This window comes from Yersinia alsatica (assembly GCF_902170305.1).
GTDB classification, from domain to species: Bacteria; Pseudomonadota; Gammaproteobacteria; order Enterobacterales; family Enterobacteriaceae; genus Yersinia; species Yersinia alsatica.
Genome location: NZ_CABHWW010000026.1, coordinates 423867 through 436737, shown reverse-complemented (window position 1 = coordinate 436737; position 12871 = coordinate 423867). Strand labels below are relative to the sequence as shown.

Here is a 12871-nt window from a genome sequence, read left to right as displayed (position 1 = left end):
CCTTGGCACCCTTTTGTTTTATACATAAAGCTAAAAGAGTCTTAATGGAACATATATTTGGCAAACTCGTTCATTGGCATTGGTCGCCCGTACATATAGCCCTGTAGATAATCAACCTTGTGTGCTTGTAAATAACGCATTTGGGTATCATTCTCGACGCCTTCGGCTATAGTTTGCAGCCCCAGTCGTGTCGCCAGATCGATAACATTCCCCACAATGTGGCTCGACAATGCATCTGAACCAATCATGCCGACAAAACTTTGGTCAATTTTAATAAAGTCGACTTTAAACTTCTGCAAATAAGTCAAACTTGAATGCCCCGTACCAAAGTCATCGATAGCAATAAATACCCCCAGAGCATGAAGCTCTGCAAATAACCTATCTGTAGTCTCATCGGCGACAATCAACTTTCGCTCGGTTAGCTCTAGCGTAATATTGATCTTATTGCCGCCAAAGGCCTCAATAAAACTACGGCAGTCATCTACCAGACTCAAATCACGGCAATGATTGGCGCTAATATTAAAACCAAAGTGGAAACCTTCAGGCAATTGATTGACATAAGGTGCAAATTTTTCACTCACTTGTCTCATAATAGAGCGCGTCATCGGCACGATAAGTTCACTGTCTTCAGCCAACGGAATAAATTGATTAGGTTGAATTAGACCATGCCCAGGATGCTGCCAGCGCATTAATACTTCGCAGCCAACCCAGCATTGATCCTTACCGGATACAATGGGCTGCATATAAGGAATAAATTCATTATTTTCTAATGCATGTTTTAATACTAAGGTTGGTGATGCCGCCCTACCCGATAACCAAAAAACCAGTGTGGCAGACCCGACACTCATTAGGATGAAGAAAATTAAGCTGCCTCGCGAATATTGCCAGGCATAATCTAAATATTGCTGATGGGAAAGAGTGGTACTTAATGAATACGCATATTTCTCAGATGCCAAATATAAAGGCTCGTCTCCATTTGGCGGGCGACCTGAATGGACTATTCCTGCCGCATCCATCCATGTATTCCCCACTCTCAGTTGCAGCTCAACATTGCTGCTCAAGAGATTCAGAATACTGCGTAAGTAGTAGCCATCGACGGCAACCAAAATACTGTAATCACCGCGTTCCAGCCGGTAAACCATCAGAGCGCGATCCGGTGTTACATCATTGCCCGGCATTAATTCTAATTGCCCATTAACAAACACGTCTAAATCAAAAGGGGTCGCGAGTGGGCCATATATTGATGAACAATAGATCGTGGAGTCTTTTGCTAAACTGACTGAGCGAACATCCGGGATCATTACCACTTGATCCCGCAGATTCTGTACAACTTGCACACAAGGTTTCCCTAATCCGGTTTCTACCTGAATAGCAGCATGCTGCAAGTTATTAAATATTTGATCAAAGCGAGCTCTGGCTTGCAATAACTTAGCCTCAGCATCCTGATGCATATTGGCCTTGGTTTGTGCATAAATCACTACTGCACCTAACAACAGAAATAGTAATAAAACCATGCAAGCAAAGCCGAGCCGGGACAGTAACTTATTCAGTCTGAAACGACGAAATGGCATAGTAGATTCCATTGAAAGGTGTTCGTCATTTTACGAACTCAAAATGGCAACAAAGAACGATGCCGGATTAATACCAGTGAGATCTTTTTTGTTTTGCTGCGCCTTATCAATATCGTAAAAAACATGCTGACTTAATAGCCATCACCATTATGTCTATAATACCAATAAATAGCTGATTATTTGTTCACAAAAGACTTTAATCACTCATATTAAATATAACGTAAAAAAGGCACCGTCAGGTGCCTTCATTGTGATCAATACTTGAATTATGCATAGAGTTTATGACAGTAAACTTGATGCATCACCAGATTGCAGGTTCTTCTCGTATAAATGGATTAGTCTGCCGCTCATGACCTAGCGTCGACATAGGGCCATGGCCTGGAATAAACGTCATATCGTCACCCAAGGGTAATAATTTGGTTCGGATAGAATTAATTAATTGCTGATGATCGCCGCGTGGAAAATCGCTACGCCCAACACCACCATTAAAAATAACGTCACCCACGAGCGCCAAACGATCCTGTTGCTCAATAAAAACAATGTGCCCCGGAGTATGACCTGGGCAATGTAAGACGGATAACTCCACTTCGCCAACAGTGACTTTGTCACCCTCTTCTAACCAGCGAGTCGGTGTAAAAGCCTCACATTCGCTGAGCCCAAACATTTTACTCTGGGCCGGCAATCCTTCTAACCAAAAAGCGTCTTCTTTTTCTGGGCCATAAATAGGCACCTGAAAATGTGCAGCTAATTCTGCGGCAGCACCTACATGGTCAAGGTGACCGTGAGTCAGTAAAATCTGGCTCACTTTAACGCCTTGACGTGCCACTTCAGCCATAATTTTGGCGGCTTCACCACCTGGGTCCACTAGTGCGGCCTGCCCTGTCGCTTCACACCAGATTAGTGTGCAGTTTTGGCTAAAAGCCGTCACCGGAATAATTTGATATTTCATAAAGCTCCAACCCCAATGCCAACTCAGTAGCTGCGAAGCATTGGCAAAAAATGCGTGTTACCAGGTTCGTGCTGGCCCAGTATCAATATGCACAAAATTACTGCGAGGGTAATATCCTACACCACCTGCGCGCATTTTTAATGCCGCTTTGCGGATATTACTCAATTGAATGCCTTCTATATGGAAATCCATCGCCCGCCCTTGGGTATGGAAGCTATGTTTAGCCACACCCCGGCTACGTTCACGCAGTTCATTATTGGTATCAAGTGAGCGATAACCTGAAATAAGCTGTACCGGTTTAGTGGTACCGAGAAGGCCTTGCAGACGGTAAAGTTGGTCAAAGAGGCGTGGATCGATAGTTTTAACTTTATTGGCCCGATAATCGCGAAATAGATGATTTAAGCGGGAAAGTTCGTCTTTGTTATAGCTTCGACCATCAAAGAATTCGGCTTTTATCGACTCACCTGTATTCAAATTATTCAGGGTCAAGATACGTGGGCGAGGAGTAGAAAGGGTAGCGAATGCTTGCCCCGGAAGCAGCGATATACCCAACGCTGCCCCGCCTAACGTTAGCCATTTACGGCGATAATTATCAATTTTATCCATGATCTCTGTTAATACCCGGCAAGAATGTCAAAAGTAAGCACTATAAAATGTGCCGTCCCGAACCATAACCGCCTACGGAAAACCAGTCAACCCGCATTCGGTACGCATTCACTGTGCGTTTAGATTTAGGGGCTGGGCACCCATAAATGAGTGCCCACAAGACAACCCGATATTGAGACCATTAGTTATTGAGTTTTACTGCATTTATTGCAGCAAAAGTTCAGCCTGTTGGGAGATTTGTGAACCTGATCTCACCGTCATATCATAATTGTAAATATCTGTTCTAAACTGTGGTTTGCCATCGTCGGCAACCCATGCCGTCAGGTAATACAGTTGTACCGGGATACGTTGGCGAATGTTGACGTAAGTGGTATTTCCCTGCTTTAAGGTCGAGGACACTCGCGCATCATTCCAACCCGCATCCTGCAACAGCATATTGGCTAAATCAGAGGCTTTATTCACTCGAACACAACCTGAACTGAGTGCCCGGATATCTTTCTGGAACAAGCCATGGTTCGGCGTATCATGCAAATAAATAGCATCCGAGCTTGGCATATTAAACTTGAAGCGCCCCAAGGAATTACTGGCGCCAGGTTCCTGACGTAGGCGATAGGGGAAATTATTCGGCGAAATCATGTTCCAGTTGATCATCGAAGGATCGACGACTTCAGCATCGTTACTCCAGCCGGACAATACGGTATAGCCGTGGCGCTGGAAATAGCTGGAATCATAACGCGCTTTCGGCACGATATCCTGACGTATCAGGGATGTCGGCACGTTCCATGGCGGGTTCACCACCACATTATTCAACGCGCTGCTCATGAGTGGTGTTTTGCGGCTTGGACGGCCAACAATCACTCTCGATGAGAGCACCTCGGTACCATTCTTATAATAATTCAGCGAATAGTTCGGTATATTAACCATAATGCCGTTATCTACCCGGCCCGGCAAAATACGTAATCGCTGAATATTCAATGCTAATAATGTTGCCCGCATCTGTGGCGAAACATTCAGCCATTCGCGAGTCCGAACCCCGATAACCCCATCATCACTCAGCCCGTGCCACTGTTGAAAACGTTTGACGGCCTCCATCAGCTCTGGAGTGTAAACATTATCAGTCACTGCGGCAGTCGCCGTCAGTGGTGCTGATGATGGCGCAACCCCCCCTTCAGTAACCGGGACATCCGCGACCGGTGCCGCCGATGGGCTTACCACCAAGCTGTGGGCCTGGGCACGGCTTTTCTCTTCATCAACCGAGAGGTCATCATTAACAACCGCGGCTGCCGGGTTATCCACGGGGATAACTTCGGTATCTTTCGCGGGAACCGCAGCCACCGGATGCAGCATGCCGGTTCTGTCGAGAATCTCCCGCAGGGCGGGAATATCGTCACTGAGTTGGCCTGGGCGTAAACTCGGGCCATTGGCCATTTGCGGCCATGGACGGCGGTCAGCCAACAGTTGTTTCAGCGCCTGATGCATTTTTTCATATTGCGGATGCTGAGGAGCCAGTGAGGCCAGATAAGGCGCAGTGGTCCCTTCGTGTACGGCCTGCTGCCAGCGATTTAAAATCGTGGCCGGCGGCATGGCCATCTTGTACGGCACATTACTATAGAGCCAGACACTGCCATTCGCGCCAACACCTGAGATAAAGTGCAAATACCCCAACATGGCATCAGACAAAATAACATCGCGGGCCATGCCAGTAATTTCAGGATCACTCAGCCATTTCACCCACTGCATAAATTGTGGTTGAATACCGGAGAGTGCCACTTCAGCCAATTGCTGCTGAAAATGCTGAACAGCCGTTCTATCCTGCCACATGGGCTGCATTTGATTAGCGGCATAAAGCAGCGCTAACTCCGAAGCATAGAATGGCGTGACGTTTTTCGGTAACGTCGCCAATAACTGAGAGCGGCTTTGTGCGACCGTCATACTTTTTGACGACGTGGAAAGTGCTGAAGATGAATCTACAGGCATGACTGGCGCGGTGGCTGATGCTGTAAATACCGGCATCAGGCTACAAATTAAAGCGCAGTATAACGCGAATACGCGTTGCGGATTTTTTCTCTCTACCGACATTCTATGCCCCCGGTATGCTTGTCTAAATACGTCATAGTCTGTCGTTACCTTTCTTCCCTGAAGTCGCAGCATGCTAGCGGCTTTCTCACCCGAATGACTGACGGGAACCCGCTCAGCATTGTTTGTTCATCAACTGCAATACCACTATCTTTGGGTATTAACATTATTATACAAACAGAAATCCTACTGGGCGGCCAATATTAAAAATTTAGCCATTTACGTTACGCTAACAGATTTTCTCTGGTTATAAAATATAACCCTCAGCTGTAGCAAAAAATAAAAATGGCCGCTAGGCGGCCATTAAATGGAATTAATTATTATTCACCTTTTTGCTGAACGATAATTAACCGGGTTGCTGCTGTTCAACAGGTTTTGAGGGCAGTGTTGGAATTTCATTCGCAAAACCGCGCAAACCAACCACATGTACATGTTCATGATTTTGGAAGACTTTTCGTACCAGTTTATAGGTTGTCCCTTTTTCTGGACTAATATTTTCTGGTGCAGCAATAATTAACTGCATTTCTAGTCGCTCGCACAGTTCGAATAATGTCGCGATGGATTTTGCATCCAGACGCGCGGCCTCATCCAAGAACAGTAAACGGCATGGCGAAATATCTTTGCCACGTAAACGACGAGATTCTTCTTCCCAACTCTGAACAACCATCACCAGAATAGACATCCCGGTACCGATAGCCTCACCGGTTGATAATGCCCCACTCTCTGCCCGTAACCAACCATCCGCACCGCGGTAAACCTCAACTTCCAGTTCCAGATAGTTACGATAATCCAGTAACTCTTCACCAATGGTTTGCGGCAAACGCTGCCCCATATCCATTTGTGGGTTCAGGCGCTGATAGAGTTTTGCCAGTGCTTCAGAGAAGGTCAGGCGATTACTGTTGAACAGGTCCTGATGCTGCTCTTGCTGCTCAGATAGCACATCAAGCAAGGTTGCATGGGCTTCACGCACATTCACATTCAGCCGCACACTCTTCACCTGACCGAATGACACCGCTTGCAGACCCTGATTCAGCATCCGAATACGATTCTGTTCGCGCTGAATGGTTTTGCGGATGATATTCGACACGCTTTTTGAACTGATCGCCAGTTTCTGTTCACGGGCCGTCAGTTCTTCGGTCAGACGGCCCAGCTCAATCTCCATTTGTTCAATGGCTTCCACTGGGTCATCAGTACGGATAATATCCTGACGAATACGTTCACGCAGATGCTGGTACACCGCAATATAGAACTGAATTTTGCGTTCAGGTCGCTTTGGATCTTCTGATAACCGCAGCACATCACGCAGATGTTCATTATCGGCTACCGCCAAACGCAGCGCCCCGAGCGCCTTATCCGACATTGAACGCAGTTCGTCGCCATCCATATAGGCCAGTTCCCGACGATGTAAGCGGCGCTCAACACCATTATCCTTCACCATGCGCATCACTGCACACCAGCCCGCTTTAGCATTAACCACTTGCTCGCGAATCTGATGATAATCCCGCTCCAGCTTGCGCAGTTTCTTCTGCAAGCTGTCCATTTCGGCTTCGCAGAAAGTCAGCTGCTTTTCTAACTGATTACGGCGTGAGCGATTGGCACTCAATGCGGCATGCAGTTCATCACGGCGAGTACGGGCGCGGGCTTCAGCATCAGGATCTGCCTGAACACCAATATCCACCAGCTCCTGACTCAACTCTTTGAGCATGTCACGTTTGGCATCATAAGAACTTTTTAATGATGCCAGCACCTGATTGTATTGCGTAAATTGGGCCTGATACTGACGCAGCTGTTCGCGGGCGCGGGTACGCTCGGCTTCGGCCTGCTCTAAGCGCTGGCGCAACTTATCGTTGAGGTCTGAATTTTCAGTCAGCATGCCTGCTGAGTCGGTATAGCTAAAGTGTGCACGGCGCTGCACCACTTCAGTCAATGCGAAAGCTTGCTGCTTCGCCTGACGCTGGCTGTTTTGTGCCAGTAGGTAGTTTTCTTGCAGCTGTTCGTGCTGTTGTGGATCACTTTGCAGCACCGCTAACAGCGGCTCGAGTTTGGTCAGTGAAGCGCCGTGTTTTTGTATATGACGTGCGGCTTCCTGTGCTTCTGCCAGCTCCTCAGTTATCTCTTCTACCCGGTCAGTCAACGTATCATCAAGTAACAATGAAACCAGCGGAATCAGGCGATTAAGGGCTGAAATACCCTCTTTGGCCTGTTCAAATTGCTGACGCTGTTGCTGATTTTGATCTTCATGTGCACTCAGGGCGCGCTCAATTTCACCACGGCGAGTATTCAGCAGGCGAATTTCAGCTTCGGGATCAGAATCAAATGCCACAGCCAGATGAGAGCCGATAAAGCGGCTGAATGCTTGATGCAGGCGCTGCGTTTTTTGCACATCAAAAGACAACGTCGCATAGCGTTCTGCCAAGCTATCGCGCTCTTGATACAGTGATTCCAGCCGGTTTTCACGGGCGGCACGGCCAAACAGTGGCACTTCCGGGTAGCGAGAATAACGCCATTGGCGATCGGCAATTTTCACCACTACCGCTTTTTCATGCTCTTCGACGGCAAATACGCTGTCATCAAATGACTGCGGGTCCCCCTCGATGAGATAGAGATCTTCCGGACAATCTTCCAGCCCCTGCAATTGGTCACGCACCAATGACAAGTCTGGCACCACGATACCGTGGCGCGATGGGCCATATAATGCAGAGAAATATGGCGCATCGTCGATGGTTACATCGTCATAAATCTCGGATAACAGCACGCCGCCAAAACGTTCAGCCAGCGCAATCATCCGCGCATCTTCAGCACCACTAGGCTGGCTCAGCCGCTCGATTTGGGCATCAATGGCGCGTTTAGTCGCTGCCACTTCATCGCGCTCGACCGTGGTTTCGCGCTCACGCTCCAGCAACTGCTGCATGTGCTCAGTAACCTGACGGCTATCTTCCAGTGCTTCGCCACTTTGCTCACTGAGTTGGCTCAGTGCATCTTGTGCCGCCAGCCAAACCGGAGCTCGCGCAGTCAGTTGCTGAATTTTCTGCTTCAGTTGCTCCAGTTCCTGACGCATTTCCATGCGCCGCTCCCCGGCATCACTGACACTGAGAGACAGCTCTTCAACCTGCGATTCCAGCTCGCGCTGCAACTCTTCCAGCTCTTCCGGCTGATACTCCTGCCCCTGACGTTTGCAGAACTCCTGTAATAAACGCTCGGCATCTTGCTGGGCACGCAAGCGCTGTTCCAATTCGGACAAACGCATGCGCAAGGGCTGAACGCGCTCAGCCAAATGTTGCTGAGACGGCCAGTCACGTAATAATTCACGCGCGGTCTGCCAAGCTTCACTGCGGCTGACTTGACCGGCAATCGCCACCACCAGCTGATAAGCTTGCTCAAATTGGCTGTGCGCCGCATCGGCAACACTCAGTTTTTGTTCAAGCTGCAATAAAGACTCGGTGGCTTCTTGCTCTTTGGCCTGGAAAGTTTCCAGCCACTCGTCAGCATTATCAGCTGTTAATTCTGGTAACTGGCACAAGGCACGCGCACGTTCCAGAGCCTGTAATGCTTGTTGATATTGAATAGCTCGCGTCTGCTGCACATCCAGCGCTTGCTGATAATCGGCCAACTGACTTTTCAGTTCGTCCACTTCCAGCTCTGCGGCTTCAGCTCGCGCTTCATTATCAGCTTGCTGCTCGCTTGACTCGGCAACAACTTCGTTTTGCTCTTCCAGCCGGTAAGTCAGCTCTTCCAGATCACTCTGATAGCGCTCGATTTTTTCCTGCTGACGCATGGCTGTCTGCACCAAACTCAGATGGTCGCTGGCCGCTTGGTAGTCAGTCTCGAGATCAGATTCTGCCCCACTTTGCTCTGCCAATTCGCGCGACATTTCAACATGCCGATACTGCTCGGTCACCAGTTGCTTGCGGCTCGCCAGCAAATCGCGGCGCAATACTAACGCGCCATCAAGGTGAATACGCCGCTCATTGGCATGGCGCATATAGTCAGCAGCAACATATGAAGTCGCTTCTGAGATCAGATGCTTAAATAGGTCGCGGTCAGACTGAGTAACGCGAATCGCCTCCAAAGTCATGCGGTTTTCACGCAACGCCGACTCCATATCCTGGAAGGCTTTTCGTACCCCGCTGTTTTCTGGCAATAAATAGTCGCGCAGGGAACGGGTAATGGCGCTGGAGATACCACCGTACAGAGAGGCTTCAATCAAACGATAGAATTTGCTGCGGTCGGCCGAAGAGCGCAAACGCTTCGGAATCACTCCCAAATCGAACATCAAGGCGTGGTAATCAGTGATGGAGTTAAATTGTTTAAACTGCACCCCCTCCATTGCTTCGACGCGCTCTTTCAACTCTTGCAATGACAACACCCGCGCCTGACGTTCACCGACCACTTCAGTGAGAATTTCGGTCGGTTGAATGGCGGTTGGCAATCCTTGGATAGTAAAAGGCTTGATATCCACTTTGCGGTCACGCCCGGCAACTTGTTGCAGACGGACCCCAACCACCACTCGCTGATGGCGAGAGTTGACCACATCTAAGGTGGAATAACACACCCCGGCGCGCAATTTACCGTGCAAACCTTTATCACGGGAACCACTGGTCGCCCCAGCTTCGGTGGTGTTACGAAAATGCAGCAGCGTCAGGTCGGGGATCAGTGCGGTAACGAAAGCCGCCATGGTGGTGGATTTCCCTGAACCATTGCCACCGGATAATGTGGTGACCAGCTCATCAAGATCGAATGTCCGGGCAAAGAAACCATTCCAGTTAACCAAGGTCAGTGAGCGAAACTTACCGCGTTCAATCATTCCTGTTCATCCTCTGCACTGTCCGTTGCATTACCCATGGTGATATCGGTTTCTTCGCTTTCATCATGGAGTGACAGACTATTCTCTACCGCCATGGCTTCACCATCACGGATCATGCGTAACTGGGCTTCGCGTGGATCATCGCCACTACGCACATCGGCACCAAAGCGGAACACCGCCTCAGTGATACGGAATTTGCTACTGTCATTGCCCATAAAGTAGATCATTCCCAAGCGACGTAGCCGGTTGAGTGACGTTCGTACTTTTTCCTGCAATTTCTGTTTATCTAAATCTGAACCGGTCGAGCGCTGATTAACGAATTTCAGCAATTTGCTCTCATCGGCCAGACTCAGCAGCTCTTCATACAGCTCATGCTGCGCAAAAATGCCTTCATGGGCCAAGCGCTCTGGGCTGAGATAGAGATAACAGAGAATTTTGCCAACCATCATATCCAGCTCAGATAACACTGAACGCGGGATAAGGGTGGTAGAACGCGGGCGTAAATAGAAGAAACCTTCCGGTGCACGGATTAATTCCACGTTATAACGGGTATAAAACTCTTCTAAATATTCCTGAAAATCCATCAGGAAGGCATGATTATCCAGCTCATCAATACCGATATGACGGCCAGCGCGCAGCTGGCTATCGAGTGCCGGAAACAGTGAGTTGGCCAATGCCTGAGCCAGTTTAACCGGCATTACTACTTCAATATTTGTTGATGACATGTGCCTGCACCTTGGCTCCGTAATCATTGATTGCCAACCATTCAGCTGGTAACCCTGAGAAATCGGCTTCGGCCACACCAAGGCGAACTGCCTGGTCGACCAGGATACGAGCCACGTCGAAATGACGAGCACGCGGATATTGCGCGAGGTAATCGCGCATCACTTCCCCCAGATTAAGTGGCAGTTTCTGCTGCTGATAAACCAGCAATGCCTGCTCAATCATGGCAGCTAGCTGCTCACGGATCTCATTAAACTCTTCAAATTCCAGATCCGGTGGCAGCTCCCCGGTAACCTCTTCACTACGCAATGCCAACTCTTCATCGCGCATATCCAGCAAGCGATCGGCGTTGGCGTAGGTAAGAGCCCAAGGGCTATCAAAATAATTTTGCACTGATTGGCGCAAACGCTGGGCGAATACCCGGTTTTTATCCATATCAATCGCAGTACGGATAAACTTGTGTACATGGCGGTCATAACCAATCCACAGGTCAATGGCCTGCTGACCCCAACTGATAATGCGGTCAAGTTTGCTTTGCAGATCAAAGACCAGCTTATCAACCAGCTCCAGACCAGCATTGCCGATGGTGGCTTCCTGAATTCGCAATAAATTCGCCTGAAGCTTATCACCCGCCGCTTCCAGCGTATCTTGTAATTCTCGCAGTGTACCGGAGGTTTCTGACAGCAACATTTCGCAGCTGGCAATGGCGGCACGCCAGTCTTGATTCAGCAATGCGGCGATGTCTTCCTTCACGCTATGCTGCTGTTCATCCATCAAGCGCTGCGTCATATCAATACTGTCAAAGATTTCAGCTACTGAATATTTGAGCGGGGCAAACACATTTCGGTGCCAGTGGAATTCATCACCGTCCTCTTCTGCCGCTTCGGCTGCACGTTGCAGCTCTTGCGCCACAATCGACAACTGCATCGACAAGCGCAGAGTCGAGAACTCGCGCTGGCGGATATAATAATCTGTAATACCAATACCCAATGGAGTCAGGCGGTAAATAGCATTACCGTCGGCCATTTCACTGGTAAAGCGGTTCAGTAAACGCTGGCGCACCATGTCATTGATGGCATTATTAGCGCGCACTGCCACGGTTTCGGTGGTCTGTTCAAAACCTTTACTGACGTGACGAAATGCATCAACCAACTCCCCTTCGCTCATTTCGCCGTCCAGCCGCTCACCGTTTAAGGTAGCAATAGCCATAAGAAAGGCCAGACGCTCCGTTGGCAGAGTAATCGAAAAATCATTTTTTCGCGCCCAGGCGACCAGTTCGGGTACTGTCTGGGAAAATTCACTCATAATGGGTCCTTCAGATTCGGCTTAAACGCCATGACATGCACGTAGCGCCCCAAGCTGATAAAGGGCTCCTGCCGGCAATAGCGCTGTTCCAACGCCAATAATTCAGCAAACTCATCGACTTGTTGCTGTTTATTTTTCATGTAATCGTGAAACACCCGCACTCCCGTCTTACCGCTAATGGTTAATCCCATTTGCTCAAGCCAACCATATACCGTCGGTGGGTCTAAAGGATATTGCGGTGACAGCGAGCGCTGTCGGCGCCTTTTGACACCCGGTATTGCCAACTGAAAGTTACCCAATACCGCATTACGCATCACCAACCCATTGGCATTGAAAAACATCAATGAAAGCGCGCCACCGGGTTTTAGCGCATTAAAAAGTATTTGCAGAACTTGTTGAGGCTCTGCAATCCATTCTAAAACCGCATGGAACAATATCAGATCAACTGGCTGTTCTAAATGTTGGGTGATGTCCTGCGCCGCACTTTGTACAAATTGCATGTTGTGGCTCACACCTTTTTCTTCAGCCGCAACTTTAGCACGCTGGATCATCTCAGCAGACAGGTCACATAATAGAACCTGATGACCTAATGCTGCCAGTTGGCAAGCCATGTGCCCTTCACCACCACCAGCATCTAAAATCCGTAGCGGGCGTTGCGGTAGCTGCGCTAATAGCCCGGTGATATCTTGCCAAACCACCGCCTGACGAATCATGCCTTTCGTCGTGCCGTAGATATTGCGGGAAAACTTCTCGGCAATATCATCGAAATTGCGATCCTGCATAGATAACTGTTCCACCATCATCAATATAACTATTGATTTACCCGCCTTGGTAGAG

8 protein-coding genes are annotated in these 12871 nt (G+C 48.8%); all 8 read right to left on the bottom strand.

All coding sequences use genetic code 11. The features are described from left to right. Positions 1-41: 41 nt before the first annotated feature. The gene (locus FTA96_RS16070) at positions 42-1571 is read right to left on the bottom strand and encodes an EAL domain-containing protein (RefSeq protein ID WP_145574306.1); all 1530 of its coding nucleotides are present in this window, start codon (positions 1569-1571) and stop codon (positions 42-44) included. A gap of 301 nt (positions 1572-1872) precedes the next feature. After that, positions 1873-2520 (bottom strand): MBL fold metallo-hydrolase, encoded by a 648-nt coding sequence (locus FTA96_RS16065; protein WP_145574304.1) that lies wholly within the window; start codon positions 2518-2520, stop codon positions 1873-1875. A gap of 57 nt (positions 2521-2577) precedes the next feature. Next, entirely contained in the window at positions 2578-3126 is a 549-nt protein-coding gene (locus FTA96_RS16060; protein WP_050106321.1) for a YcbK family protein, read from the bottom strand. Between the two features lie 204 nt (positions 3127-3330). Further along, positions 3331-5205: a L,D-transpeptidase gene (gene ldtD, locus FTA96_RS16055; protein WP_087817161.1), complete on the bottom strand. Its 1875-nt coding sequence runs from the start codon at positions 5203-5205 to the stop codon at positions 3331-3333. A gap of 343 nt (positions 5206-5548) precedes the next feature. After that, the gene (mukB, locus tag FTA96_RS16050; protein ID WP_050106319.1) at positions 5549-10006 is read right to left on the bottom strand and encodes a chromosome partition protein MukB; all 4458 of its coding nucleotides are present in this window, start codon (positions 10004-10006) and stop codon (positions 5549-5551) included. Next, a complete protein-coding gene (mukE, locus tag FTA96_RS16045; protein ID WP_050147284.1) occupies positions 10003-10731 on the bottom strand; it encodes a chromosome partition protein MukE in 729 nt (242 codons plus the stop codon). Before mukE ends, mukB begins: the two co-directional genes overlap by 4 nt. Beyond that, positions 10712-12034 (bottom strand): chromosome partition protein MukF, encoded by a 1323-nt coding sequence (gene mukF, locus FTA96_RS16040; RefSeq protein WP_050106317.1) that lies wholly within the window; start codon positions 12032-12034, stop codon positions 10712-10714. The genes mukE and mukF overlap by 20 nt, the downstream gene beginning before the upstream one ends. Further along, positions 12031-12816 (bottom strand): tRNA uridine 5-oxyacetic acid(34) methyltransferase CmoM, encoded by a 786-nt coding sequence (gene cmoM, locus FTA96_RS16035; protein WP_032911336.1) that lies wholly within the window; start codon positions 12814-12816, stop codon positions 12031-12033. The genes mukF and cmoM overlap by 4 nt, the downstream gene beginning before the upstream one ends. Between the last annotated feature and the right edge of the window lie 55 nt (positions 12817-12871).